This window comes from Mesorhizobium sp. M1088, from assembly GCF_040318575.1.
GTDB lineage: Bacteria > Pseudomonadota > Alphaproteobacteria > Rhizobiales > Rhizobiaceae > Mesorhizobium.
Map to the genome: position 1 here is coordinate 1 of NZ_JAMYMO010000038.1, position 24,918 is coordinate 24,918.

Annotated in this window: 25 protein-coding genes and 1 pseudogene; 12 read left to right on the plus strand and 14 right to left on the minus strand. The window is 60.2% G+C overall.

Annotated elements, in window-relative coordinates:
- Nucleotides 1-193 precede the first annotated feature (193 nt).
- Both NKH49_RS28070 and NKH49_RS28075 read right to left on the minus strand, forming a co-directional pair.
- Nucleotides 194-1,972, minus strand: a complete 1,779-nt coding sequence (locus NKH49_RS28070; protein WP_352928852.1) for an ATP-dependent helicase — start codon at nucleotides 1,970-1,972, stop codon at nucleotides 194-196.
- Nucleotides 1,965-3,770, minus strand: a complete 1,806-nt coding sequence (locus NKH49_RS28075; protein WP_352928854.1) for an ATP-dependent nuclease — start codon at nucleotides 3,768-3,770, stop codon at nucleotides 1,965-1,967. Before NKH49_RS28075 ends, NKH49_RS28070 begins: the two co-directional genes overlap by 8 nt.
- A gap of 649 nt (nucleotides 3,771-4,419) precedes the next feature.
- Here NKH49_RS28075 and NKH49_RS28080 point away from each other — a divergent pair.
- From NKH49_RS28080 to NKH49_RS28120, 9 genes are all read left to right on the plus strand, one after another.
- Nucleotides 4,420-5,130, plus strand: coding sequence for an endonuclease III domain-containing protein (locus tag NKH49_RS28080; protein WP_352928856.1), 711 nt, complete (start codon nucleotides 4,420-4,422; stop codon nucleotides 5,128-5,130).
- A gap of 56 nt (nucleotides 5,131-5,186) precedes the next feature.
- Nucleotides 5,187-5,579, plus strand: a complete 393-nt coding sequence (locus NKH49_RS28085) for a hypothetical protein (RefSeq protein WP_352928857.1) — start codon at nucleotides 5,187-5,189, stop codon at nucleotides 5,577-5,579.
- Complete coding sequence (locus tag NKH49_RS28090) at nucleotides 5,576-6,763, plus strand: nucleoside 2-deoxyribosyltransferase (RefSeq protein WP_352928859.1); 1,188 nt, start codon at nucleotides 5,576-5,578, stop codon at nucleotides 6,761-6,763. Before NKH49_RS28085 ends, NKH49_RS28090 begins: the two co-directional genes overlap by 4 nt.
- Nucleotides 6,760-7,362 carry a 7-cyano-7-deazaguanine synthase gene (locus tag NKH49_RS28095; protein WP_352928861.1) on the plus strand — a complete coding sequence of 201 codons (603 nt, stop codon included), beginning with the start codon at nucleotides 6,760-6,762 and terminating at the stop codon, nucleotides 7,360-7,362. Before NKH49_RS28090 ends, NKH49_RS28095 begins: the two co-directional genes overlap by 4 nt.
- Entirely contained in the window at nucleotides 7,362-7,706 is a 345-nt protein-coding gene (locus tag NKH49_RS28100; RefSeq protein WP_352706179.1) for a hypothetical protein, read from the plus strand. Before NKH49_RS28095 ends, NKH49_RS28100 begins: the two co-directional genes overlap by 1 nt.
- Entirely contained in the window at nucleotides 7,706-8,860 is a 1,155-nt protein-coding gene (locus NKH49_RS28105; protein WP_352706181.1) for a hypothetical protein, read from the plus strand. The genes NKH49_RS28100 and NKH49_RS28105 overlap by 1 nt, the downstream gene beginning before the upstream one ends.
- A 107-nt stretch (nucleotides 8,861-8,967) precedes the next feature.
- Complete coding sequence (locus NKH49_RS28110; RefSeq protein WP_352706183.1) at nucleotides 8,968-9,630, plus strand: FRG domain-containing protein; 663 nt, start codon at nucleotides 8,968-8,970, stop codon at nucleotides 9,628-9,630.
- Between the two features lie 5 nt (nucleotides 9,631-9,635).
- Complete coding sequence (locus NKH49_RS28115) at nucleotides 9,636-9,995, plus strand: pPIWI-associating nuclease domain-containing protein (protein ID WP_352706185.1); 360 nt, start codon at nucleotides 9,636-9,638, stop codon at nucleotides 9,993-9,995.
- 320 nt (nucleotides 9,996-10,315) lie between these two features.
- A complete protein-coding gene (locus NKH49_RS28120) occupies nucleotides 10,316-10,591 on the plus strand; it encodes a VUT family protein (protein ID WP_352928864.1) in 276 nt (91 codons plus the stop codon).
- A gap of 196 nt (nucleotides 10,592-10,787) precedes the next feature.
- Here NKH49_RS28120 and NKH49_RS28125 read toward each other — a convergent pair whose 3' ends face one another.
- Genes NKH49_RS28125 through trbB form a run of 10 tightly spaced genes read right to left on the minus strand, consistent with a single transcriptional unit; the run spans nucleotide 10,788 to nucleotide 20,120 of the window.
- Complete coding sequence (locus NKH49_RS28125; RefSeq protein ID WP_352622081.1) at nucleotides 10,788-11,045, minus strand: DUF2274 domain-containing protein; 258 nt, start codon at nucleotides 11,043-11,045, stop codon at nucleotides 10,788-10,790.
- Between the two features lie 11 nt (nucleotides 11,046-11,056).
- Entirely contained in the window at nucleotides 11,057-12,274 is a 1,218-nt protein-coding gene (locus NKH49_RS28130; RefSeq protein ID WP_352928866.1) for a TraB/TrbI/VirB10 family type IV secretion system protein, read from the minus strand.
- A 10-nt stretch (nucleotides 12,275-12,284) separates the two neighbouring features.
- Nucleotides 12,285-13,313 carry a P-type conjugative transfer protein TrbG gene (trbG, locus tag NKH49_RS28135; RefSeq protein WP_352928868.1) on the minus strand — a complete coding sequence of 343 codons (1,029 nt, stop codon included), beginning with the start codon at nucleotides 13,311-13,313 and terminating at the stop codon, nucleotides 12,285-12,287.
- Nucleotides 13,303-14,034 (minus strand): conjugal transfer protein TrbF, encoded by a 732-nt coding sequence (gene trbF, locus NKH49_RS28140; RefSeq protein ID WP_352928870.1) that lies wholly within the window; start codon nucleotides 14,032-14,034, stop codon nucleotides 13,303-13,305. Before trbF ends, trbG begins: the two co-directional genes overlap by 11 nt.
- A complete protein-coding gene (gene trbL, locus NKH49_RS28145) occupies nucleotides 14,035-15,357 on the minus strand; it encodes a P-type conjugative transfer protein TrbL (protein WP_352928872.1) in 1,323 nt (440 codons plus the stop codon).
- Nucleotides 15,358-15,393: 36 nt separating this feature from the next.
- Nucleotides 15,394-16,119, minus strand: a complete 726-nt coding sequence (gene trbJ, locus NKH49_RS28150) for a P-type conjugative transfer protein TrbJ (RefSeq protein ID WP_352928874.1) — start codon at nucleotides 16,117-16,119, stop codon at nucleotides 15,394-15,396.
- A complete protein-coding gene (gene trbE, locus NKH49_RS28155) occupies nucleotides 16,116-18,566 on the minus strand; it encodes a conjugal transfer protein TrbE (RefSeq protein ID WP_352928876.1) in 2,451 nt (816 codons plus the stop codon). The genes trbJ and trbE overlap by 4 nt, the downstream gene beginning before the upstream one ends.
- Nucleotides 18,560-18,832, minus strand: coding sequence for a VirB3 family type IV secretion system protein (locus NKH49_RS28160; RefSeq protein ID WP_352928878.1), 273 nt, complete (start codon nucleotides 18,830-18,832; stop codon nucleotides 18,560-18,562). Before NKH49_RS28160 ends, trbE begins: the two co-directional genes overlap by 7 nt.
- A complete protein-coding gene (locus NKH49_RS28165) occupies nucleotides 18,832-19,140 on the minus strand; it encodes a TrbC/VirB2 family type IV secretion system protein (RefSeq protein WP_352528997.1) in 309 nt (102 codons plus the stop codon). The genes NKH49_RS28160 and NKH49_RS28165 overlap by 1 nt, the downstream gene beginning before the upstream one ends.
- Before the next feature lie 11 nt (nucleotides 19,141-19,151).
- Entirely contained in the window at nucleotides 19,152-20,120 is a 969-nt protein-coding gene (gene trbB / locus NKH49_RS28170) for a P-type conjugative transfer ATPase TrbB (RefSeq protein ID WP_352928880.1), read from the minus strand.
- Nucleotides 20,121-20,176: 56 nt separating this feature from the next.
- On the opposite strand from trbB, the gene NKH49_RS28175 reads away from it, so the two are divergent.
- Nucleotides 20,177-20,548 carry a hypothetical protein gene (locus NKH49_RS28175; RefSeq protein WP_352928882.1) on the plus strand — a complete coding sequence of 124 codons (372 nt, stop codon included), beginning with the start codon at nucleotides 20,177-20,179 and terminating at the stop codon, nucleotides 20,546-20,548.
- A 102-nt stretch (nucleotides 20,549-20,650) separates the two neighbouring features.
- Here NKH49_RS28175 and NKH49_RS28180 read toward each other — a convergent pair whose 3' ends face one another.
- Nucleotides 20,651-22,681: a conjugal transfer protein TraG gene (locus NKH49_RS28180; protein WP_352928883.1), complete on the minus strand. Its 2,031-nt coding sequence runs from the start codon at nucleotides 22,679-22,681 to the stop codon at nucleotides 20,651-20,653.
- A gap of 279 nt (nucleotides 22,682-22,960) precedes the next feature.
- Between NKH49_RS28180 and NKH49_RS28185 the strand changes: the two genes are divergently transcribed.
- Nucleotides 22,961-23,545: an FAD/NAD(P)-binding protein gene (locus NKH49_RS28185; protein ID WP_352578192.1), complete on the plus strand. Its 585-nt coding sequence runs from the start codon at nucleotides 22,961-22,963 to the stop codon at nucleotides 23,543-23,545.
- Nucleotides 23,546-23,572: 27 nt separating this feature from the next.
- Nucleotides 23,573-24,079 (plus strand): flavin reductase family protein, encoded by a 507-nt coding sequence (locus tag NKH49_RS28190; protein WP_352578191.1) that lies wholly within the window; start codon nucleotides 23,573-23,575, stop codon nucleotides 24,077-24,079.
- Between the two features lie 139 nt (nucleotides 24,080-24,218).
- On the opposite strand, the pseudogene NKH49_RS28195 reads toward NKH49_RS28190, so the two are convergent.
- Nucleotides 24,219-24,748, minus strand: a pseudogene (locus NKH49_RS28195) (transposase family protein); the annotation flags it as partial.
- Between the last annotated feature and the right edge of the window lie 170 nt (nucleotides 24,749-24,918).

The window sequence follows — 24,918 nt, forward strand, 5'->3', positions numbered from 1 at the left end:
TCAAACGCCGGAGAAGCCGCAAGCTCGAAAGCGCTTGACCTCAACATGCCGAATAGAGAAGTGCTTCAGGACTGCTGCAACCCGGACTTTTTCAACACTATCGGTTGGTCGCTGGCGAAAGCAGACTCCTTGAAACCTCGACAGATGGGAAAAAACCAAACGGCAGACTTACTATGATCCACAAACCACGCAGCTAGCCTATAAGTCGCTCCTCCACCTCGGTGACAAATTGCGAGGGATTGTGCGCGGAATACACGATATGCACCTCCCGCTTTGCCCTGGTGAACCCGACGTAGAAGAGCCGTCGTGCCTCGACAAGTCTTCGACCCGAGTCACCCGTGCGGGGTATTCTGCCTTCATCCATTCCGAACATAACCACGGCTGAAAATTCGCGCCCCTTCGAGCTGTGTAGCGTAGTCAGCTTGAGGTGATCTCCGTCACTCTGTCCGGCGAACTCCGACAGGACCATGTGGCTGCAGTCTCCATCCGTGCATCGGTCCAAAAACGTCAGGAACGTCTCGCGTTCGTCCTGGAGAGACCGAGCGCCGGTGAGCAGGCCGGACAGGAGCTCCGTATACAGGCTTTCGAGCCAGTCGCGCAGGTGCACTGTCGCATCGCGGCGATCCCAAAGAAACTGAACGAGCTGTCTCTGGAATTCCAGCTGCGCAATTTCGTCAGGCAGCTCCTCGGAAAAGAACCTCGATCCTTCGTTCGCGACTCTGATGAAACGTGGCACGCCGGTTCGCCACCCGCCACAACACCATTCTGCGCATAGCTCGATCCATCTCATCAAGCGGCTGTTGCGCGGGTATATGGAGTTCCCGTCGGTTCGCAGTATCGCGACGGAACGTGCCGCGGCAGCCGTTGCCAAAGCATCCCCGATCCATGCCGCGGGATACACGAGGGCAACGTCGCCAATCCCGATGTCCGGTAATCTCTCTTGAATGGCCGGTAGAAGCGTATCGAAGACATAGCTTGCCTGCTGATCATAGCTCCCTCCGGGCCGAGGGTGGAAATAGACTGCTCCCTCTGGCGAGCCTTCGGCTGCCTGGTAACCTCGGTCTTCTCCCAAGGCATAAGTGGAGGCTGTGATGATCCGCGACCCACTGCGGTAGTTCAAGCGAAGTTGCACCGTCTCAACGTCTGTGCGATCGGCTATCTGCTGGAGCAGTTCGGGATTCGCACCGTTAAATCCGTAAATCGACTGATCGACATCTCCGACCGCGAATAGGCGCATTCCAGTGCTGAAGCAAAAGCCCATTACCATACGGTGTAGAGCTCGACCCAGATCCTGATACTCGTCTACAGCAAGTATGGGATATTTGGCGAGTACCGCTCTCTGCAGCCAATCATGCTGCCGTAGTGCGCGAACTGCCAACAGGGGCATGTCGTCGAAGTCGATGCGTTCGAGCGATCGCAATTCAGCTTCAAACGCTTCCACGAGCGCCGCCATCCTTGGGTCTGATTCTCGCCACTGGGCCGTTTCCCGGTTCAGGATCGAACGGCGGTATGTCCCCATCGGGAAATCCAAATTTTGCGGGTTCTGCGGTCCCCCGCCTATGCGCCGATAAGCTCTGTCTAATGCAAGTGCCCGCTCTGCCCGCGTCGCAACTTGAAAGTCGTCTGGCAAGCCCATCCGCGCGACTTTTGCGTAAGGGAGAATGATCTGCGTCAGCGAGAAGGAGTGAACCGTGCCGATGAAGACGCGTTTGCTGGGTTCGACCCCCAAGGCGCTGAGGCGGTCCTCAAGCTCTCGCGCACACTCGTTGTTGTAGGTGATGCACGCTATTCCGCGGGGCTCTTCTACATCCTCGGCGAGCATTCTCGCTAGCTTAAGGGTCAGTATCTTGGTCTTGCCGCTTCCCGGGCCGGCGAGAACAACACAGTGCCCGGTTGAATCATAGGCGTCCCACTGACCTTCATTCTCACGAAGGTCCTCGGCGGCTCGGAGATAGATCTTTGGGCTAGACACGGGCCGCCACGAACTCCAGCGCTTTGCGGATGTATGCGGGCGGTTCAATGCCGGCTATCTTGGAAGCGAGGCGCTGGGCAAAGCGGCCTTTTCCTGGCATCTCGATCATCTTGAGATACTCGTCGACGTCGAGGTCGCTGTTGTCGGCGCGCCAATCAGATATCTTCTGTTTTCGAGTGGGTCCGAACTGGACGGTGTCGAGTACGTCCAGGATTTCGTCTGCGAACTCCCCCTTGAAGAGGTCCACTTCCAGCGTGTGCGCATTGGTGAAGATGCCGAACTCCTCGAATTTCTCCGCGAGGTCGTCTTCATCCTCATCATCGTTGACCCGCTTGATCTCATCTCTGAGGCCCGCAACATTGCCTCCATCTTTAAGTCCTTCGATCAGAAGACACAGCTTTGTTGCGCGGGCGATGCCTAGCGGTGTTTTTCCTGGTGCAGGATCCCAGTCGGTGATTACGGCAATCGGAATCCCGAGGGAGGTCAAGAACTTCACGTAGGGCCTAAAATTCGTTCCCGCGACCGAGCAGATCGAAATCCCCAGCTTGTCGAGGTCGATATTCAACTGTTTTGCGAACTCGGGAACGAGAAACTTCTCGGCATCTCCTTCGACCAGAACGATACCGCGTGCAAATAGGATTTCCGCGCGCGTTACGTCCAGGTATCGCGCAAGATCGTCGCGCTCGGTGGTCGTAAGGGTCATCTGCGCGGCGGATGTGGCTACGGTTCCCTCGTTAAATGCATCCTTCAGCAAAACGATGGAATTCAGGGGCGCGATGCTCGCGATATGCGGAGAATGCGTTGTCAGAAATATCGATATGGAGCCCACATCATCTCGCCCAGCAAGGCCAGTGAACAGGTGCCGATAGACGGATCGCTGCAGGTGTGGATGGAGATGCGCCTCGGGCTCCTCGATGGCGAAGAGCGTGTGATCTCTCTTGTTCTCGTCGATCTGGCGCTTGAGCTCCAGTGCCTTTAGCGCGACGAAAACGATGTTCGATGAACCGAGGCTGGCGTCTGAAATCGTCCGCTTGCCGTCGTCGATCAGCAGCCTGACGTTACGATACACGCGGGCAATGTCGGTTGCTCCAAATCCAAGGCTCGGTTTCACATCTTGCTTGGTACCACTGAGCTGCAGGAAGAGTGTCCGAAGATCGTCTTCTAGTTCATCTACGGCATCGAAGTCGGTCAGCTGCGCGGTAGCCGTCTCGATCGCGTCCTTGATGGCTTCTAGGTCGTCGCGGTCAACACTGCCGAACGCCGATTCGACCAGAGGCCTTAGCGGAGAGCGTCGCCAGTTTGACAGGTCGGCCTCTGCGTCTCTGAGTGCAGGAAGCAAGTCCATCACTATTCGTCGCCGAACGTCGTGACCGAATGTCTTGGTTTCACTCTCTCCACCGAAGCAGATGAACTCGTAATCATCGTCGGATGCAGGAGCGCCGGGGAGGTTGGCGAGCGGGCGAAACTCGTAGGAGAGGCGGACAATGGACGGATCGGCGTCCAAGCGGAAATCTGTCAGGACGCGCAGAACGTCGAGATCGCTTTCGAAATCTTGTATTTCAACCGAGACCGAGATCGTGTCGGTTGCGCTTGGCGTCGCCACTCCGTCCCAAAAATCCGCCAGCGTGAGTTGCCTTGCGCTGTCTGGAAGCGTCGGGTCAAAAATCAGCCTGAGTGCGTACAGCAGATTGCTTTTTCCGACCCGGTTCTCGCCGACAATGACGGCACTTCCGTCGAGCTGGACGTCCAGGTTTTTGAAGTTTCGGAAATTGCGAATTTTGAGACGTGTAAGCTTCAAGTCTACCTCTCCGATTTCCGAGCGTCGTTGCTTAGCCTGACGGCGGTTGTAGCGGGTGCGACGACGATTCGCTGACAAAATTGCCGGTGATGCGACCGAATCCAACGCGGGTTAGCTACGTTGGCGATCATGTTTGCTGAAGCCTCCCTCACAACGCTCCAAAAACCTCATCCCAGACAAGAGCGGTTTGTGTCTGACCGCTCTCTATGTTGGCCATGCTCAACTTGGATAGCTCGACTCGAATTCGGGGGCTTCGCAGACCGTGTTGCCCGCGAAATTCTGCGCTCGAATCCAGTATCGGTGCTACGAATGCATATTGTGACATTACGATTTATGCATTTTGAGCGCTGCGCGAATAAACTCTCGGAAGATCGGCGATCTGCGTAGCTCTGAGATGAGTTCAGCTTCGAGTGCCGGGTCAGCCGATCTCGGCGCCGGCCAAGAGTTCAACAGACTGGCCATGCGAAGTCGCATTTTCGTCGAGACAGGCTCTTTTCCAGCAAGAACTTTCGATAAGTGGCCTTGGTCGACATTAAGGCAAGCCGCTAGGTCCATCTGTGTCATGGAGGTCTCGCGTCGCTTGAGATCAATCCTGCGGGCAATATCCGGAATCTTGCTTTGCATATGGAATACATATAGATTTGCGAACATGATCGCTAGTTCGGAAACGTCTCGTCGTTTTGGCCCGGAGGACGAAGTTCTTCCGGGCGTCCGCTTTGGGCTTAGTGGTTGGGCAGGAAGTCCCGCGTACTGGTCAAAGATGGCCGAGTTCGAGGCCGATGACCCTGAGGACTACATCAGCCCGAAAGGCACGCCACTGGCTGAAGACTTGGCTTTCTGCTTGCTCGGCGGATACGGCGTGAAAATGGAGCTGAACCGCGCCGCTTGGGAGCATCTCTACGAGGCGGGCGTATTCTCCGCGAACCCGGTCCCTTCCCGGCATGAAATCGAGGATTTGCTCAGCATGCCGCTGCTAGTGGAGGGTAGGCGGCACAAATACCGCTATCCGCGGCAGCGGGCCGACCGTCTGCACGTCGCGCTGAATGCGATCCGAGAGAAGCCGCCGGAAACCGATGATCCGATTGTCCTTCGTCGGCAGCTCTTGGAACTACCCGGGATTGGCCCCAAGACAGCTTCTTGGATTGTGCGGAACTGGTTGGGTAGCGACGAGGTCGCTATTCTTGATATTCATGTCCTTCGGGCCGGTGAGTTGATGGGATTGTTTCCCACAAAATATCGCCTTCCAAAAGATTATGAGGCGCTTGAAAAGAAATTCCTTGAGTTCGCTCGGGCGATCCAGGTCAGGGCCTCCCTTCTAGACGCAATTATGTGGCGGGATATGCGCATACTGTTCGGCTGACCCGCTTACCTTCGATCGAGCAACCTCCTAATCTTCGAAATGGGAGGCTTGATTCGATGGCTGGGAAGCGAATACCGACAGGTGGTAACAGGAACGCCGATCATTCGAGCGCGCCGACAGCGAGCAAGAGCAAGCTCGGCCTTGGCTTGGGGGGAGTAGAAGGAGCGGATCGATGCGACATTCGCATCGACACTGACCTGCAGGGCATTCGGCTTCCTGCGCTCGTTGCACTGAAGAAGGGTGACATTCTTCGGGTAGATATAGAGTTCCGGGATCGACACCCTGTCGCTGTAGCCATCAGGTCTGATGGCGTGATCGTTGGATCGTTCAACGCTTTCGAGAAGTACGCAACATTCCTCGAATGCCTAGAAGCCGGCGTGCGCTATAGCGTGGAGGTCACAGAAATCGGCTCGGGCCACTGTCATGTCGTTGGTGGTCGCACACCATGATCATTGTCGGTGGCGTCTACCGCGAGGAGTGCGTTCGTCCCTACTGGTCGCGCATTTTCGGCTCAGCAGGGCGAGCCGCCGTAGCTTTGTCCGCGCTTTCACCTGACTCTCACCTGACGGCTTACACCTATACCGGTTGGGCCGAAGATGTCCGCCAAACGATGCACGGGCTTGGCGTGACGACGGATCTGCGTGAGATTACCTCCGATATTGCCTTCCACTATTTCCACCCGTTATCGTTTTCGGAGCTCATCGGCGCTCCTGGCAAGCAGCTTCCATCGCTTTCCGCGACTGGCGATGTCGTGCTGCGCTTTGGGATGGTCGAGGGTGACGCCGTCATCGGTGCCAGGCGGGCGATTTACGACCCGCAGCATCCTTCGGCGGCGTTGCTCTTTCACGCCAACGGTTCCACTGCAAAGGAACTCGCGATCGTTCTCAACGAGGCGGAGCTCGAATACGGCGCGGGCGAAGACGGACGCGACATCTGGTCGTATGAGACCGTGCGTGATCGCTTCAAGGCCGACGTGATTGTGGTCAAACGCGGCCCGTTCGGAGTTGTCGTCATTCAGCCCGGCGGAAATGTGCAGTTGCCCGCCTACCGATCCGAAACCGTTTTCAAGTTGGGGTCTGGCGATATTTTCAGCGCGGTGTTCGCTCATCTATGGGGCGAGCGGGATTGGCCGGCAGCACAGGCGGCGGATTTCGCCTCTCGCGCCGTTGCCCGGTACGTCTCAACGCGTGAACCACAGGTTTTGCTCGAAGGCGTCGAAGAGCTGACGCGATGCCCTGCCGAGGGAACGGCCGGTCACGTGTATATTGCTGCGCCTTTTTTCACGCTGGCGCAGCGGTGGCTTGTCGATGAGATGCGAGGCTGCCTGGAGATGTTGGGCGGACAAACGTTCTCGCCCATCCATGAGGTGGGCTCGCACGGTGGCGCTGAATACATCGCCGGCCAGGATTTGAAGGGCCTCCGCACTTGCAACGCGGTTCTCGCGGTCATTGACGGGGAAGACGCGGGCACTCTTTTCGAGGTCGGGTACGCTCGAAATCTCGGAATTCCGGTGGTTGCGCTGGCTGAATCACCGCGTCCCGAAAGTCTCACAATGCTGGAAGGCACCGGCTGTCTGATCACTGGCGATTTCACGACCGCGATCTACCAGGCGATTTGGAGTTCCATGAGATGAGGGCGCTGCTGTTCTCCGGTGGGCTGGACTCTTCGGCGCTGGCCTGGTGGCTGCGGCCGGAACTGTGTGTCACGATCAACTATGGTCAGCGCGCCGCCAATGGGGAGATTGCCGCATCAGCCGCGCTGTGCAGCCGGATCGGTCTTGAGCATCGCACGATCTGCGCCGATCTCACTCCGCTTGGATCGGGTGCGATGGCTGGGAAGGATGAGGCGCCTGGTGCCTCAGCGGCGGAGTTCTGGCCATACCGCAACCAGATGCTGGTGACGCTTGCGGCGATGAAATTCATGCCCGAAGGTCTGACCGAGATCCTTCTCGGTTCCGTGTCGACGGACCATCATGCTGATGGAAAGGCGCCGTTCCTGAAGGCGCTCGATCGCACCCTCGCGCTTCAGGAGGGGCAGGTGCGCGTCAGCGCGCCGGCGCGGCGAATGTCGACGAAGACGCTTCTGCGCACCTCAGGTTTCCCATACGAGCTGATCGGCCTTACCTTTTCCTGTCATGTCCACGAGTATGCCTGCGGTCAGTGCAATGGCTGCCTCAAACATCGTGAGTGCGTGGAGACGACTTACCCTCGATCCAAGAGAGGAGCGGCCTGATGGGGGGCTATGCACCGAGCGGCGCCCGCCAGGCCGCGACCAATCGCAAGCCCGTGGTGCTCGAAGACGGCTGCGATCTGAGTTTTGAACTGGATCTCGTAGGTTTCAGACCAGACGAGGTACCAGGACTGGAGAAGGGCGACGAGCTCATCGTTCAGATTTCGATGAATGGCCAATGGCGCAGCCTCGTTTGCGCAACGAATGCCGGCGAGATCGTGGGGACGCTCGCTGCGTTTCAAGGTCTGGCACAGCTGATCGGCTGCGTTGAGGGTGGGGCGCGCTACATCGCGACCATACAGTTCGTTTCTGCCTCTCGGTGTTCTGTAGCGGTGGAGAGGGCATAATGATCATCGCCGGCTCGACCTATCTTGAACGCTGCCAGTATCCCAAGTGGGAACGATTGTTCGGATCAGGGATGCGCGCGGCCATTGCGGCTAGCGGGCTATCGGACGATACCGTGCTCCACACCTATGTGCCCTCGATCTGGAGAGATGACGCCAAGGCAACGCTCTCCAGTTTTGGCATCGTCGGGAACCTAGTACCGACCGAGCACGAGCTGATTTTCGAGTATCTCGATACGTTGCAGAAGTCGTTCATCCCTGACGCGCTGGACGTCGATCAGCAGGAAGCAGCTTTGGAACTGCAAGGCGACGTCGTGTTGCGCTTCGGGTTTATGGAGGGCAGCGCAAAGGTAGAAGGCCGAACTGTCGTCTACGACCCTCAGAATTCTTACGAGCCATACCACAAAAATGGATCGACGGCTGAGAGGTTGGCGATGATCGTGTCAAGCGAGGAACTCCTCGGTTTCGGCGGCTTCGGACGCGGGGCAATGCCAACTCCGGAGAAACTTACGCAGGCAGCCGACAACATTTTTGACTCAAAGCCGTCTCCACAGGTTCTGCTGTGCCGGGATCGGTTGGGAGGTATCCAGGTGTTCTTCGGCGGCCCCCCCATTTCCATTCCCAGCTACAACGCTGAGAGTTACTTCCGGATTGGCGTCGGAGACGTTCTTGCGGCCGCCTTTGCGCATGCGTGGGGCGAACGCGGACTGGAACCTGCGGAAGCAGCTGATTTTGCGGCAAGGAGCATCGCACATTTCATCGAGGATGCTCGACTGCCCCTGGTTTCTGCGGAGAACCTGTCGCAGCTTCGTGTCAGTCGGATGAACGAACAACGTTTGCGGGTCCTTGGTGTCGGTTGCTTTGAGGCAAAGTCGCTGGTTGTTCAAACGCAAGGTTGGATCGAGACCCTGGGCGGAGCGCCAGCCTTCGCGTTCATAGACCAAGACAAGGCGAAAGGGCCGATCGACCTCCTGATCATGGGATCAAGCGAGAACATCGCACTCAGCGCAGAAATTCGTGAGCAGGTAGGTGAGCCGAAGGTTGTGTTCTGGCCCGAGCGCGATCGGCGCACGGTTGAGCTGTGCTTTCCAGCCTCGCGAATCGCGGGCGATTACCCAACCGCACTCTACCACGCGATGAAGGTCCCGTCGCAATGACATTGCCGCCTCGCAAGACATCTCCCTACGTGGCCGACAGGCGTCCGCACGGCGCGCCCGGCCCGGAGAGGTTTGAGGAGATGGTCCGCGACACTCAGGCGCGGTGGATGAAATTCATAGAGTTCATTGACGCAAAGGCGCATCCGATGCGCGTGTTTCGCGGATGCGGCTCGGTATTGCATGAGCACATTCCGACCGTCGGACGACCACCTGCGGTATATTCTGCCATTAACGAGGAAAGGGTCTTTCGAGCATTTCAGCAGTCCGCCGAGCCGATGTTCCAGCTACCCGTCACCGGCGCCTGGAATTGGCTTGCTGTTGCTCAACATCATGGCCTTCCGACGCGTCTGCTCGATTGGACCACTAACCCGTTGGTGGCTTGCTATTTTGCGATATCGAGCGGAAATCCAAAAGACGATGCAGTCGTGCATGCGGTCAATATTCCCGCCGACGACATTGTTGACCCGTTGAAGAACCCAGACCCTTTCACGATCGATCGCGTGATGTTTCTTGTCCCGGCAAAGTCGGCTCCCAGGATAGTGAACCAACGGGGCCTCTTCTCGGTTCATCACCAGCCGGACAGAGCCTGGGTGCCGGAGAACTCTGATAAGTTCGTCATACCATCAGCAATGAGGCCCAGGTTCCGCAGAACGCTCTTCAAGATGGGTGTGGATCACAGTCACATCTATCCGGACATAGTAGGCCTCTGCGAAATGTTGAAGTGGCGCTATGTCGAACGCATCGGCATCGGCACCGCAATGATCGGGTGACGGATATGAATGACAACACAACCGCGCGGCGGCAGCAGGTCATAGAAGCGGTCCAGGCCAAGGATTACCAGGAAACGCAAGCTTGGTCAGACCTCGACGCGCTTTCATCGTCCACCCAGGTCGACACCATAGAGACATTTGAGAAAGAGATCCGTTTTGACGGCAACGACTTCCAGGGACCGCTGACCTGGTATGTCGTCCTGCGTTACGGAATGGACACCGCAGATCCGTTGGAGACGTCTGAGAGTTTCCCCGGAACCTTTCATGGCAGTCTGGTCGACGAAGTGCCGGTCATCCAAGATATGACGGTCGACACCTCGTCATTTTATGGCGAAGCCGGCGAGAATGATGCGTCCGATATCTAGTTTCATCGGACTGAACCGCGCGGCGGGGTGGGTTTCTCTAGCAGCCTTCATCGGCTGTGTGCCGGCGGCGGACTGGCTCATCGCACACGTTGGCACTTTTTGCGTCCCCGATGGGCCGTGTCTCTTCCCGGTGTGGCCCGGCATCCTGGCACCATCAGGAGTCCTGCTTGCAGACCTAGCCTTCGTACTTCGGGACCTAGTTCAGGAATCGCTTGGGCTTAGCTGGGCGGCCGCTGCCGTGTTAATGTGGCGCCATTGCCGCGGTAATCGCGTCGCCATTCTAGGCCGTCGCCTCCGTTTCATCGTTCTTGATTGCGGAGATGATTGATCTGCTGGTTTTCACAGGATTGCGACGACGCGGGTTGGTGCTCGCGTCCGTCGCGAGCAGTGTCGTCGGTCTGCTGCTGGACAGCGTAATATTCGTTCAGATCGCTTTTGGAGAGCCAGACTACATCGTGGGTCAAGCCATCGGAAAAGCTTGGATGGTGCTCACTGTAGCGCCGCTGCTTATCGCGATGCAGCGCAGACGGAGATATTTTGCATTGACGTTGATCAGCGTGTGCAGTCAAAGAGGCCACGTATCGGATCAACGATAATCACGCAGAGAACGTCCGCTTTTCGGAGGGCCTCTGGCGGCCGACGAATGTCCTATTTGCGGCGCAGAGCTGGCATTGGTTCGGGGCAGATCAGCTCGTCTATTGTGCCCTATGTTTCGGCTTGTCGCCGGCAAATTGCTTCAATGCATTTGCCCGCCTAGAAAGGTGCCCCCTCGGACTCACTGGTCGCTGTCACTTATTCGGACCCTGAAATTGGCTGCCGCGATTTCTCTGACTTGTCGACTTCCTTTCTGGCCTTGGCAAACGCTCGATCGCTCTCCAGGAACTCCGCCAGCATGAACGGGATCAGTTCCGCTACCGATTCGGACTCGCCATAGGTCTGACGATAAAGCGCCGCATAGTCCTTCAGTGCTTGGTTCATGTCTGCACTTACGCTTATGGTGATCTTCGAAGGTGTCCGATCCGGAAGTTTGCCGAGTTTCAGATTGGTCATGATGACTCCAGTCAATTCGGGTACGGCCGCAGCACAAGATCTTTGTGCACGATGACGCGCAGTGGCCAACCGGGCCGGACAGTGATGGTGGGTTGGATATTGAGGTTCTTCTCGGTGATGCGCTGGCCAGCTTGACTGACGTTCTGCTGAGCGGATTCGCGGATTGCTTTGACCAGGTCGCTTTCCTCTTCCCCGAGGCTCAGCTCCGTGCCGACCCCTAGCAAGGTGGCCAGCGCAACGCCTTTGATCAGCTGCCAGGTATGGAAATCCACCTTGTCCTCAAGCCCCGCATAGCCGGCAGTGTCTGTTGCCGGCAGATTGTCAATTTCGATCGAAGAGCCGTCGGGCAGCAGTATCCGTTGCCAGACCAGCAGCGCGCGCCTTTGTCCAAAGGCAACAACGCTGTCATAGGTGCCAATCAGGCGAGAGCCTTGCGGAATGAGCAAGGTGCTGCCGGTGACTGTGTCCTGCACATTCTCGGTGACCTGTGCGACGACGAGGCCGGGCAAGTCGGAATTGATGCCAGTGATCAGGCTCGCTGCGATGACGCTGCCGGCCATCAGCTGATAGGGCGAAGCCGGCGTCTGCAGTGCATGCAGATTGTAGATTCCACTTGTGTTCCGCTGGCTGACAAAATCGAGCTTGCGCTGTTGATTGTTTTGGTCGCCCTCGGCCGGTGCAACGGAAGCTGAATCGCGTGCGGCATCGGATTGTGGAGCCGTTGCCTCAAAGGGTGGACGCCCGCCCTGCCCGTTGCCGGCGGCATCTGCTTGCCGGGGTCGATTTTCGATCCGGAAGAAGACTTGCGATTCGCGCGCCTCCATCGCCTGCTGTGCAAGGCGCTGCTCCTCCGCCGAAACCTCCTGGTCCGGCGCGATGCCCAGCTTGCGTTGGTGCTCAAGGATGGGGCGGCCGAGGTCGCCGGGGAGCGGTGGTCCAAGCACCGGAGGCTTGGGCTTGATCCCGGAATAGTCCTTAGGCAGCCTTTCAATTGCCTCCGCGGTTGGCTTTCGCTCAGTGTTGTAAAGCTCTTCAGCCTGCTCTTTGATGCGCAGCGCCGGTCCCTGCAGCGCCATCATGGTGACGCCTAGAACGGTGCCGCAACCAACAGCTGCAACGGCGACAATAATGCCGCGCTTGAAGCGCACAGCGCGGCGGGGCGAGGCCCGCAGCTGGAGCTGTTCTGGATCGAGTTTCGGTGGAGCATCGGAGCGGGAAGTATCCGTCATGGGCCGTCCCTCACCTGCTGGACCGCGAAAAGAGCAATATCCGCCGCGGCGCTTGCCTGCCGTCCGTCCTCGTGATGCGCACCACGTGCTGCTGCTTGGCGCCGAGGCGCAGTTCGGCCGCGGCGAAGAGGCGATCGACGATGTAATAGTTGCCCCGGATGCGGTAGTTGACGAGCTGGTTGTCCCCGTCAGCACCGACGATGAAGAGCGGCGGCGCCTCGCCCTGATCGATGCGGCGCGGGAACTCGATGTAGACCTTGCTGCCATCATCGAACGCGCGCGTCGGCCTCCAGGGCGGCATGTCGCCGGTAATCGAATAGCGGAAGCGAATATTTTCGAGAGCCACATTCGACGCCACTGGCATAGCAGCCTCGGCCTGCGCATTGCGCCGGCGTAGCGCGATGATCTGGTCCTCGCTGTAGGTCCAGGAGATTGCCGCCATGGCGGTCTTATCCGTGCTTTGAAGCTGCAGGTGATAGCTTCGCCGGTCCGTGGTGATCACCAGATTGGTGGCAAGTCCTGGCGCGAAGGGCTTCACCAGCACATGGGTGCGCTGGTCATCGCCGGAGCCACTGACGGTGTCGCCAATTACCCAGCGCACTGTATCGCCGGCCGACACGGATTGGAGTTTCTCGCCTGACTGCAGAGCGATATCGCTGACGCGCTCCGGTGCGGCATAGAGCTGGTAGAGCGCGCCTTCGGCAAAGGGGTAAACCTGCACCGCATTCACATAGCCATATTTGGTGGGTTGCTGCGTCGCCGCCTTGTTGGCATCGGCGACACGTTCTTCAGGCGAGCGCTTGTCTTCAGCAGCCTTGCCCGGCTCGGGCTGCAACTGGCCAGGCAGCGGCAGCGGTTTCGGCACTTCCACGACTTTGACGGGCTTCCCCGGCGCCTTCTCAATCGCGGCCGGCTTGAAGTCAGCATGGTCATAGGAAATCTGCGGCGGCGGCACCGGCTTCGAGGCACAGGCGGAAATGACCGCAGCCGACGCCGACAGGATCAGCGCAGTGCGGAGAGACGAGAGTCTATTTATCATTGGCGGGCTCCTTTGGGGGAACGGAAGTTTGCGCGGCACTGTCGAGCTCGCGCGACCAGTCGATTGCGTTGATGAAGACGCCGAGCGGGTTTTTGCGCAGCTGATCGGTATTGTTCGGTGGCCGGATCACAATGGTGAGGATCCCGGTCCAACGCGTTGTGCTGGCGAGGCTGCCGCGCTCAAAGACCTGCTCGGTCCATTTGACTTGATAGGAGCTGTCGGACGCTCGAACCACGCTCGTCACCCGCACCGAGACGCTGCGCGTCCCGATCTTGCCGAACGGGTCGTTGGCCTTAGCGTACTCGTTGAGAAAGAGGGCTCCACGGTCGGTGGCAAAGTCGTAGGCCGACAGCCAATTCTGCCGCACTAACACCGCATCGGTGGAAACAGAGCGGACATTCTGGATGAAGCGGCCGAGATGCCAGGCGATCTGGGCATCGGTGGGCTCGTAGGTTTGGATTGCCGGCGCGACAGCCCGTGTCTCACCGAAGCGGTCGACCTCGACAACATAAGGCACAACGCGGCCCTGCATCGACTGCCACAAGAGTCCACCAGAGAGCCCGGTGGCCAGAGCGAGGCAGCCAAAGGCCATCAGGCGCCAGTTCCTTGCCTGCACGCGCGCAGTGCCGATGCGCTCGTCCCAAAGTTGGGCGGCCTTCTGGTATGGTGTGACGGGGTGGGGCGTCTTCCCGTAACGTTGAACTGGTCGCTTGAAGAGCATCTAGTCTTCCTTATCGTTGAGAGAGGGGTTGGCGCCGCTTCCACCCCGATCGCCATCGCGGACGGCCTGCGTGGCGGCGTGGCGATGGGCGCGCGCGGTCTGTTCGGAACGCAAGCGCCTCGCCCACGCCGGCGCGGCATTGGCACCTGACGCGGCAGGGTTTCCGGTCATTGATGCGGTCGGCGTGCCGCCCGCCGCGGTCCAGGCGGCATCGCGGCCGGCATCGGCGCTGCGCCGGAATGGTTCTGTTGCAGATCGCATTCCCCGCATCGCGGCGCCGGCAGCTGCGCCGGCAACGCCTTGCAGTCCAGCAGCTACGCCGGAGAGGCCGGACTCGGGCGATGTTGCACGCCCCATCTGCCAAGCTGTGGAAGCAGCCGATCCCATGGCCGTGCCGGCTCGAACGGCGGCGAGACCGCCGCCGGTTGCCATGCGAGCGCCGGCAAGCGCCGCACCTCCGGCAACGAGCGTTGATCCGGCGGCCGCCGCGGTGGTTCCGAGTGCGGCTCCCGCGCCAAGCTGCGGCGCGCCCGAGACAAGACCCGAGGCAATTCCCGGCCCGAAAATGCCGAGCCCAAGCAGCGCCAACGCGCCCAGTACCTGTGACATGGCCGCGGCCAAGTCCGGCTCCTTGCCTTGCAGCGCGGAAGCGAACTCGCCGAAGAGCGTGGAGCCGATGCCGACGATGACAGCAAGCACCATCACCTTAATGCCCGACGAGATCACATTGCCGAGCACGCGCTCGGCCAGAAACGCCGAGCGGTTCCAGAGCGCGAAAGGCACTAGAACAAAACCGGCCAATGTGGTGAGTTTGAACTCCAGGATGGTGATGAAGAGCTGAATTGAAAGAATGAAGAAGGCGATGAGGACCAGGAACCAGGCGAGAAGCAGCACGAAGATGGTCAGCGCGTTGCCAAAGATCTCGGGGAAGCCGACTAGCTGGCTCGCTTGATTGAGCAGCGGCCAGGCGCCCTCGAAGCCGGCCGCGGCAATGCGGCCTGGCCGCAGGAGACTGTCGGCGGACAGATTGCCGGCCGATGCGTTGATGCCGAGCCCGGCAAAGGAATGGTAGATGATGTCGGCGAGGTTCTTAAAATTGTTCAGGATGAAGGCGAAGGCGCCGACATAGAGCACTTTTCGGACAAGCCGGCCAAGAACATTGGGCTCGCCGCCGAACGCCCAGACCAGGCCTGCCAGCGTGATGTCGATGCCGATCAGGATGGTGGTGAGAAAGGCGACGTCGCCCGAAAGCAGACCGAACCCGCTATCAATATAGCGGGTAAAAGTCTCCATGAAGCGATCGATGACGCCGAGGTCATTCATGTCGCCGCCTTCCTCGTTGTCTTGAAGAACTGCTGATCAGTTGCCGGGATAGGCCGTACCGGTGCCCAGGAAACGCTTCGTCGTCTCGCGGGCGGCTTCCTCGGACTGCGCCTTGCGGGCAGCATCTTCGGCTTCAGCCCGGAACTGGGTCGCGAGCAGCGTCTGGATCTGCATCTGCTGCTTGGTCGAAAGCGCGATCAGCTGATTGGTGGCCTGGCTTGCCTCAAGGGCACCTGCCGCGCCCTGACTGCGGTTGACGAGGTCGGTAAGCAGGTCGCCGTCGGCCCGCACGTTCTCCACGATCTGCGACTGCGCGCTCATGGTTTGGCGGAACGCCTGCATGGCGTTTTGCCAGCGCTCGCGCGCGGCGCTCGCCACATCGCTGACCTCGATTGTGGCGTCGTAGCTTTCCGGATATTGCACACGCCACTGGTTCTGAAGCTTGTCGAGATCGAAGCTCAGGCCGCTGGCCTGGGTCATCAGGCCGTCGATCCGTTGGAGCGAACCTGTGAGCTGGCCCACGGAAGAGAAATCCAGGCGCTGAAGGTTGCGCGCCATGTTCTGCAGCATGGTCGCCTGGTTCTGAAGCGACTGGATCTGGTTGTTTATCTGCTCCAGGGAACGTGCCGCTGTCAGCACGTTCTGCGCATAATTCGACGGATCGAACACGATTAGGGCGTGGGCCGGCTGGACGTAGTCGGCCATCGGTTTTGCGATTAGGGAAATGGTGATCAGGCTGGTGAGAAGGCGGCGCCGCATCATGACGATTGCTCCTTGTCTGGTTGAGGGAATTGCTGGAGAAGCTCGGCAGCCCAATCGAGGCCGCGCGCACCCAGGAACCGGGCGGCAAAGCTGTCCTGTCCGTGCTCCGACAGGACCCTGTCGATCAGGGTCTGCGTGGCCGGGTCGGAGGCTCCGCAAAGCGCAAGCGTGATCGGGCCGAGCCCGAGCTCGAAGAGCCGGTTGCCGCGGCGCGACTGCAGATAGTATTGCCTCTTCGGCGTCGCCCGGGCGACCAGTTCTATCTGCCGCTCGTTCAGACCAAATCGCTCATAGGCCACCCGCGCCTGCGGTTCCACGGCACGGTCATTGGGAAGAAAAATGCGCTGTGGGCAACTCTCGATGATCGCCGGCGCGATGGAAGAGCCAGCGATGTCGGCAAGCGACTGCGTGGCGAAGATCACCGACACGTTCCTCTTTCGCAGCACCTTCAGCCATTCGCGGATGCGGGCGGAAAAGAGCGGGTTGTCGAGATAAACCCAAGCCTCGTCGAGCATAAGCAGCGTCGGCCGCCCGTCGAACCGCTCCTGGAGACGATGGAAGAGATAGGTGAGCACCGGCAGCACGGCGCCATCCTGGTGCATCAGCTCTTCGGTCTCGAAACACTGCACATCCGACAAAGCCAGCCGATCTTCATCGGCATCGAGCAGCCGGCCGAAGGGACCGTCGAGCGTGTAGGGCATCAACGCGGCCTTGAGCCCATTGGACTGAAGCAGAACCGAGAGGCCCGTCACCGTGCGTTCCTGCGCCGGCGCGGTGGCAAGGCTGGTGAGTGCCGACCAGATTGCCTCCTTCACCTCCGGCGTGACGGTGACATTCTCATGGGCGATGAGGCCGGCGATCCATTCGGCTGCCCAGCTGCGGACAGCCCGGTCGTTGACATTGCGCAGCGGTTGGAAGGCAAGCGCACCGTCCGCACCAAGCCCATGGTGGTCTCCACCCATGGCGAGTGTCGCCGCGCGAGCCGAGTTGCCCTTGTCGAAGACATAAACCTGTGCGCCGGCATGGCGGCGGAACTGCAGAGCGATGAGGGCAAGCAGAACCGACTTGCCGGCACCAGTTGGACCAACGATCAGCATGTGACCGACATCGTCGACATGGGTGGAAAGCCGAAACGGGGTCGACCCGCTGGTCTCGGCAACAAGAAGCGACGGTGCTTCGATCCGGGTGACTTTCGCGAGATGCTCGTTTGTCGCCGGACCGGCCCAAACCGACGATAGCGGCATGAGATGGGCAAGGTTCAATGTATGAATGAGCGGCTGGCGAACGTTGGCATAGACATGGCCGGGCAACGAGCCGAGCCACGCCTCGACCGCATTGACGCTTTCACGGATTGTGGTGAAGCCGAGTCCGTTGACGATGCGCTCGACCGCGCGAAGTTTCTCCGCGGCGGCTTGGCGATCCTCGTCCCACACCGTCACGGTAGTGGTGAGATAGCCGAAGCCGACATGATCGCCGCCCAACGCCTGAAGTGCTTCGTCGGCATCAAGCGCCTTGTTGTCGGCATCGCTGTCGACGAGCGGGACCGGTTCGTTGGTCACAACCTCGCGGAGGATCGCGACGATCGATTTGCGCTTGGCAAACCACTGCCGCCGCAACCGGGTCAGTGTCTTTGTGGCTTCCGTCTTGTCGAGCGGGATGAAGCGCGTCATCCAGCGATAGGCGAAATCCTGATGGTTGAGCGCGTCGAGGATCCCTGGCCGGGTGACGTTCGGGAAACCAAGGATGGTGAGGGTGCACAGATGCTGCTCACCCAGCATCGGCTCCAGGCCGCCGGTAAGCGGCGCGTCAACCAGAACACCGTCGAGATACATTGGCGTTTCCGGCATGGCGACCGGATGGCGGTAGGTCGAGATTGTGCCGTGCAGATAGGTTAGCGTCTCGGCATCATCGAGGGCGCGCACTTCCGGCATGAAGCCGGACAGCAAATCCACGACGCGGTCGGTCTCGTCGCGAAACCACGCCACCTCCTGGCGCCAGTCTCTAGCCCCTCCCGAGTGATGCGAGTCGACCAGTGCGCTTTCCGCCCGCGCCTGGCCATCTGGCGCCGGCATGAAGACCAAGGTCAGATGATAGCGACTCTCGAAGTGCGCGACCTTGCCCTCGAAGGCCGCGCGCCGTTCCTCATCGACCAGCCATGAGGCAGCATCGGGAAAAGCCGACCTCGGATAGCCCAGCGCTTCAACGCGCTCGGCCTCGAAAAACAACCCCCATCCGGAGCCCAACCTTCGTAGCGCATTGTTGGCTCGTGCGCAGATGCCGACCAATTCGGCTTCGGTAGCGCTTTCAAGGTCGGGGCCACGGAACCGGAAGGTTCGCTGGAAGCTACCGTCTTTATTGAGCACAATGCCGGGCGCGACCAAAGCGGCCCAGGGCAGATGATCGGCAAGCCGATCGGCTTTGCCTCGATACTCCGAAAGGTTCAGCATGCAAGCCACCCCTTCAGGCGAAGATGACGGACAAGCACGCTGGCGAAGTCCGGATCGCGGCGAGCGGCAAAGACCGCGAGCGTGTGGCCGGCGATCCAGAGCGCCAGTCCGGCGATCCACTGCTGCAGGCCAAGGCCTATTGCCGCGGCCACCGTGCCGTTGAGGATCGCCACCGCTCGCGGCGCGCCGCCCAGCAGGATCGGCTCAGTCAATGCCCTGTGAACGGGGACTTCGAAACCCTCGATATGCTGATCTCCGGTGGCCATCAGACGAGTGCCCCGCCGCCGAAGGAGAAGAAGGAGAGAAAGAAGCTCGATGCCGCGAAGGCGATCGACAGGCCGAAGACAATCTGGATCAGCCGGCGAAAACCGCCTGCCGTGTCACCGAAAGCAAGGGTCAGGCCGGTGGTGATGATGATGATCACCGCGACGATCTTGGCGACCGGTCCCTGCACCGACTCAAGGATCTGCTGCAGCGGCTGTTCCCAAGGCATGCCGGAGCCCGCTGCGTGGGCCGGGACGGTGAGAAGAAACGCGAGCGCGGTGGACGAAAGGAAGCGAAGCTTCTTGCGCATGGGGTGACCTTTCAAAGCTGCTGGAGTTGCGAAAGCGTGAGCGGGGCGACGACGTAATCGCCGCTGCCGTCGAGACCGGTGACCTCGGCGATCGCGTCGATGCGGCGCGAGGATCCGCGCCCGGCGATGAACACGATCAGATCGATGGCATCGGCTATGAGGCGGCGGCGAACGGTGACGACGGCCTCCTGGGCGAGTTGCTCGATCCGGTAGAGGGCGGAGCGCGCCGAATTGGCGTGAACCGTGGCGATGCCGCCGGGATGCCCGGTGTTCCATGCCTTCAGCATGTCCAGGGCCTCCGCGCCCCTGACTTCGCCCACGATGATGCGGTCGGGTCTGAGCCGCAGCGTCGAGCGCACGAGATCGGCGAGCGTGACCGACCCCCGCCTCGTCCTCAAGGCGACGCAATCCTTCGCCGCGCATTGCAGTTCGCGCGTGTCCTCGATCAGGATCACCCGCTCGTCGCAATCGGCGACTTGTGCCAGCAGCGCATTGGCAAGTGTTGTCTTGCCCGACGACGTGCCGCCGGCGACCAGGATGTTGCGCCGCTCGCGCACCGCCTTCCTCAGGGCATCGGCCTGCACCTGCAGCATGATGCCATCGGCGACATAGTCGGCCAACGTGTAGAGTTTTGCCGCAGGCTTTCGGATGGCGAAGCATGGCGCTAGCACGACCGGCGGCAGCAGACCCTCAAAGCGCTCGCCCGACGGAAGTTCGGCACTGACAATCGGATTGTCCGCATGCGCCTCGTCGCGCACGTGTGACGCGACCAGGCGAATGATGCGTTCCGCCTCGGACGGGTGCATATGCACGCTGGTATCGCCCCGGCCTTCACCCAACCGGTCGAGCCACAGCGCACCGTCGGGATTGACCATCACCTCAATGACGGTCGGATCGGCAAGGGCTTCGGTGATCGCCGGGCCCATGGCGGTGCGCAGCATTGCGCGGCGGCGATGCTCGGCTTCTGGATGAGAACTCATCCTTCCCCTCCCCCACGATTGTCTTTGCCAAGAGACCGTTTCCCAGAAGCGAGCTGGTGGCCGACCTGTTCGACAAATTTGTCGAAACGCTCCTGGGCAATCGCCTGCGTCGCCCTGTTCGGGACCGGCGTGTGCGCATGAAGCGTGATCGAAAAGCGGATGAAGAGCGCCAAGCTCTCCAGGATCACCTCGACATCGCGCCTGACATGGCCGAGGTCGCGGGAAAGACGGTCGAGCCTCACACCGTAGCGCTGATCGAGCTCGTTCTCACCGCGCCGCTCGATGAAGGCCTCGACCGCCTTTGCCACGATCGCGGATTTGGTGGTCGAGGGATCACGACTGAGTTTATCCAGCCTCTTGCTCAACTCGAGTTCGAGCAGAAACTGGTGGCGAATGCGGTGGGGCTTCATGAAGCTCGTTCCAACTGACCGAGGCTGATGCGCCAGCGGCAGGAACAAGCATCGGCCAGACACCCCAAATTGCTTATGGCCGTTATCTACGCTGAGATGCGCTCTGCCTTTGAGCGCCGTTCAGAAGCCGGGCACGATGTCCTTGTCGTCGCCCATTCCCTCGTTGAGGCCGTACGCACGTGCTGCGGTGGAAATTCGGTCCATCACGCGTTGGTCGGCAGCCGCCTCGCTATCATCGTCAGCAGGCTTGAGCAAATCCTCCTGATCAGGCTCTTGGGCAAGGAGGGGATGGTCTTCGGGCAGACCTGGATGACGCTGCTGCTGGAGACCGCCGTCCTCTTCGATTGCTGCGCCGGTGCTGTCGCCCTCGGCAGCAAGACGGCGGTCAACGCCGCGCACCTGTCCGACCCAATCGTCCGGGCGTGACGCAGGGGAGTCCGCGTAGGGACCCTCGCGTAGCGCCGACGAAGGCAGCACCCGTTCGGTGAAATTCTGATCCTGGTAATAGCGCAGTTTCTTCGCGCGGATCGGCGGCAACCCCGAAACCAGTATCAATTCGTCTTCCTGCGGCAGCTGCATCACCTCGCCCGGCGTCAGCAACGGCCGTGCGGTTTCCTGGCGGCTCACCATGACGTGCGAAAGCCAGGGCGCCAGCCGATGGCCGGCATAGTTGCGCATGGATCTGAGCTCCGTCGCCGTACCGAGCGCGTCCGAGATACGCTTGGCCGTGCGCTCGTCATTGGAGGAAAAGGCAATCCGCACATGGCAATTGTCGAGAATGGCGTTGTTCTCGCCATAGGCCTTGGAGATTTGGTTCAACGATTGCGCGATCAGATAAGCGCGGATGCCGTAGCCTGCCATGAAGGCGAGCGCAGTCTCGAAGAAGTCGAGCCGACCGAGCGCCGGGAATTCATCCAGCATCATCAGGAGCTGATGCTTGCGGCTCTTCTTTGGATCCCCCTCCAGCCGCTCGGTCAGCCGCCGGCCGATTTGATTGAGCACCAATCGTACCAGTGGCTTGGTGCGCGAGATATCCGACGGCGGCACGACCAGATAGAGCGACATCGGTCGCTCGGCATCCACAAGGTCGGCAATGCGCCAGTCGCAGGCCGATGTTGCCGCGGCCACGGTTGGATCACGATAGAGCCCGAGAAACGACATGGCGGTCGAGAGAACGCCCGAACGCTCGTTCTCTGACTTGTTCAGCACCTCACGGGCCGCCGACGCCACAACGGGATGGGCCTCAGGCTTGTCCGCCGCGCCGAGGTGGTTGGTCATCATCATCTGCTGCAGTGTCGCGGCAAATGAGCGTTGCGGGTTCGACAGGAAGGTGGCGACGCGGGCAAGCGTCTTTTCCTCTTCGGCGTAGAGCACGTGCAAGATGGCGCCAACTAGGAGTGAATGACTGGTCTTCTCCCAATGGTTCCGCCGCTCCAACGCGCCTTCCGGATCGACGAGAATGTCTGCGATGTTCTGAACGTCGCGGACCTCATCTGGACCTTTGCGCACTTCCAGCAGCGGGTTGTACCGCGCCGATCTCGGATCGGTGGGATTGAACAAAAGGGAGTACGAGAACTTCGACCGCCAGCCGGAGGTCAGCTGCCAGTTCTCGCCTTTGATGTCGTGAATGACGGTCGAGCCGGTCCAGGAAAGAAGCGTCGGAACGACCAGTCCGACGCCCTTGCCCGAACGTGTCGGCGCAAAGGCCATGACGTGTTCCGGTCCGTCATGGCGCAGATAGCGATCCTTTAGTTCGCCAAGGAAAACGCCGGCCGGCTGAAACAGCCCTGCCTTCTCGATCTCCCGAGTCGCGGCCCACCGTGAGGAACCATAGGTGGTGACCAATCCGCGCTGCCGCGCGCGCCAGAGGGAGCCAGCTATCGCGGCGGCACAGCCTAGGAACCCACTGGCTCCAGCAAGCATGCCGGCCTTGTCGAAAACCTCAGGCGCATAGGCGTCAAATTGAAACCACCATTCGAACAGTTTCCACGGCTTGTAGACCGGCCAGGCCGCCGCGACAAACCATGGCGCGCCGAGTGGCGGCTGATAGGAGAGCATGTGGGCGCACCATTGGGTTGCAGTCCACACGCCAAGAATGACAATTGCGAATACGACAGCGATCTGCCCAATCAGCAACTTCGTGGGTGTCAATGGCTTGCTCCGCTCTTCTGGGCAGACGGACCAAACATCGCGCCGAGCGATGAGAATTCGAACGGCCTCTACGTGCGACTAGGTGCGATGACAAGGTTGATAGGTATTGTTCAGCTGCGAACAGCGAAAATCCGCCGCAGCAACCTATCGGCGTGCCAGGTACGCGGTTTGGTTGCAGAAATGTTGGCATCTGCGCGGGGCACATTGAAGAAGGCTGTGTGTGGTGAGGAAGGCGCATCCGGGCCACGATGATGCCAAGCGTCAGGGGACTGGCACCCGGTGCTTGATGCCGTCCGGCGTCGGGGACAGGCCATCTGGCAGGCCTTGCCGCTAGCCGAGCAGCGTCGCGTGGTGCGTCATCTTCGTGCGCTGTGGGATGTGCATCGCTTCCGCGTTGCGCCACAGATCGCGGCCGTGCTCGATCGCCGCGTTGCCGAGGGCAGGCTTGCCTATCGCGCCGCATCGATTGTCGGCGCCGAACAGGCAGACGGATGCATTCGCGTGCGGCAGCGGCTGCGTGGCCAACGCAGCCTCGTTGTCGATGCTTTCGACAGTGTGATCGTGACGACCGGACCGGCGCACGCCGATGTCTTGCGGACCAACACAGCGATCGCGGCGCTCGAGCGGATGGGATTGGTCCGGCTCGACCCGATTGGTCTTGGTTTGGAGACCGACAGTCAAGGCCGTGCGGTCGGCACATCCGGGCGCCCGACCGACAGCATTTTCGTCAGCGGGCCACTGGCGCGCGGCAGCGTTGGCGAATTGATGGGAATTCCCGAAGTCACCGCCCATGCCGAGCGCATCGCCGCTGAAATCGACGAATGGCTTGGATATCAAACGGCGTTGCGCCACAAGGTGTCATGAAGCTGCAAACACGATAAGGCTATCCAGATGACACTGACCGAACGCGTTCCCCCAGTGGAAACCCGGATTCCCCTGAAATTTGCGATGCGACACTTGGCCGGAGCTGTCTCCGTGGTGACCGCAGGTGTTGGCGACGAACGGACGGGCGCAACCGTTACCACCGCCCATTCCCTATCGGTCGAACCAGAGGTGATGGTTGTGAGCATCAACCTGAACTCGTCTACCTGGGCAGCCATCAGCCGGCATGGGCATTTCTGCGTGAATGTGCTGCGTGCCGACCAGATGGCGATTGCCGACCGTTTCGCCGGACGCGGTGACCTGAGGGGGGCGGCGCGTTACGAGGGAGCCCGCTGGTCTAGCCTTACAAGCGGCGCATTGGCACTCGACAGCGCGCTCGCCGCGGTCGACTGTACGGTCGAGGACACGATTATTCGTCACAGCCACGCGCTGATCCTCGGCAGCGTCCGGCAGGTGGTGAGCGGAGAGCCAGGCCCGGCGCTGATCTATCATCACGGCGCATACGGATCATCGTGAGCTTGTTGGGTTCGGCTCCTTTCCAAACAGCTTGATTGAGCTAAACCGCGCGAAGCGATGTAAAGCGCCATCAGCCTGGCACTGGGCCACGGCGCCCCATCGCGCGAAGGGCAAGGTCGAAACCTTCGTCCACCGAGTTCAGCGGCTTGCCCCAGCGCCTTGCGGCATGAAAATAGTCGAACGTGTTCTCCGACCCCGCAAAGCGCAGATGCAGCAGCTTGCCGGTCGCGTCGTCTATGAAGACGAGCATGGCGCATTTGGGGCCACGATTCTCGAACCACCAGTGATGCGAGCCGTCGATCTGCACCATCTCGCCGAGACAGTCGCGCCGTCCGCGCGGCTGGTGCACGCGGCGCTTGCGTTCACGGCCCGATGTCCAGATCCCGGCCTCCGTCATCCATTTGCGCAGCGTCTCTGCTGACGGCGATTTGATGCCGCTCGATCACTCTTCGTGGGCAAGCGTCGGACCGAAGTCGACATAGTGTTCGCGGATCAGCTCCAAAGCGAAGTCGCGAATGCCATTGATGATGCGATTGTTGGAGCGTCGCCCCCGCGCCTTTTGTCGAGAGCCGCCGCGCCGTCGCCCAGGAATGTCTTCATCAATCGTTGGACTTGCCGAGCAGTAATTCCCAACACGCTTGCGGCGGCAACGCTCGTCATCCGCCGCTCTATAACATCGACAAGACCTCAATGCGATTTCAGTCCCAAGATGCAATCTCCCCGCTCTCGAAGCGAGAGAGTGGCAAGGCACAAGCAGGAGCGACATTCCTATTTTGCCAGATCAGGACATCTTAAAAAGGTGCAACGCATATTATGGAACTCGGTGGCGGTTTTCTAGC

Coding starts and splice junctions, on each gene's coding strand:
- NKH49_RS28095 (WP_352928861.1), top strand. CDS start 6,760: ATGAGGGCGCTGCTGTTCTCCGGTGGGCTGGACTCTTCGGCGCTGGCC.
- trbJ (WP_352928874.1), bottom strand. CDS start 16,119: ATGATGCGGCGCCGCCTTCTCACCAGCCTGATCACCATTTCCCTAATC.
- trbL (WP_352928872.1), bottom strand. CDS start 15,357: ATGAATGACCTCGGCGTCATCGATCGCTTCATGGAGACTTTTACCCGC.
- trbG (WP_352928868.1), bottom strand. CDS start 13,313: ATGATAAATAGACTCTCGTCTCTCCGCACTGCGCTGATCCTGTCGGCG.
- NKH49_RS28090 (WP_352928859.1), top strand. CDS start 5,576: ATGATCATTGTCGGTGGCGTCTACCGCGAGGAGTGCGTTCGTCCCTAC.
- NKH49_RS28130 (WP_352928866.1), bottom strand. CDS start 12,274: ATGACGGATACTTCCCGCTCCGATGCTCCACCGAAACTCGATCCAGAA.
- NKH49_RS28115 (WP_352706185.1), top strand. CDS start 9,636: ATGAATGACAACACAACCGCGCGGCGGCAGCAGGTCATAGAAGCGGTC.
- NKH49_RS28110 (WP_352706183.1), top strand. CDS start 8,968: ATGAAATTCATAGAGTTCATTGACGCAAAGGCGCATCCGATGCGCGTG.
- NKH49_RS28120 (WP_352928864.1), top strand. CDS start 10,316: ATGATTGATCTGCTGGTTTTCACAGGATTGCGACGACGCGGGTTGGTG.
- NKH49_RS28160 (WP_352928878.1), bottom strand. CDS start 18,832: ATGGCCACCGGAGATCAGCATATCGAGGGTTTCGAAGTCCCCGTTCAC.
- NKH49_RS28190 (WP_352578191.1), top strand. CDS start 23,573: ATGACACTGACCGAACGCGTTCCCCCAGTGGAAACCCGGATTCCCCTG.
- NKH49_RS28085 (WP_352928857.1), top strand. CDS start 5,187: ATGGCTGGGAAGCGAATACCGACAGGTGGTAACAGGAACGCCGATCAT.
- NKH49_RS28165 (WP_352528997.1), bottom strand. CDS start 19,140: ATGCGCAAGAAGCTTCGCTTCCTTTCGTCCACCGCGCTCGCGTTTCTT.
- trbF (WP_352928870.1), bottom strand. CDS start 14,034: ATGCTCTTCAAGCGACCAGTTCAACGTTACGGGAAGACGCCCCACCCC.
- NKH49_RS28105 (WP_352706181.1), top strand. CDS start 7,706: ATGATCATCGCCGGCTCGACCTATCTTGAACGCTGCCAGTATCCCAAG.
- NKH49_RS28125 (WP_352622081.1), bottom strand. CDS start 11,045: ATGACCAATCTGAAACTCGGCAAACTTCCGGATCGGACACCTTCGAAG.
- NKH49_RS28080 (WP_352928856.1), top strand. CDS start 4,420: ATGATCGCTAGTTCGGAAACGTCTCGTCGTTTTGGCCCGGAGGACGAA.
- trbE (WP_352928876.1), bottom strand. CDS start 18,566: ATGCTGAACCTTTCGGAGTATCGAGGCAAAGCCGATCGGCTTGCCGAT.
- NKH49_RS28100 (WP_352706179.1), top strand. CDS start 7,362: ATGGGGGGCTATGCACCGAGCGGCGCCCGCCAGGCCGCGACCAATCGC.
- trbB (WP_352928880.1), bottom strand. CDS start 20,120: ATGAGTTCTCATCCAGAAGCCGAGCATCGCCGCCGCGCAATGCTGCGC.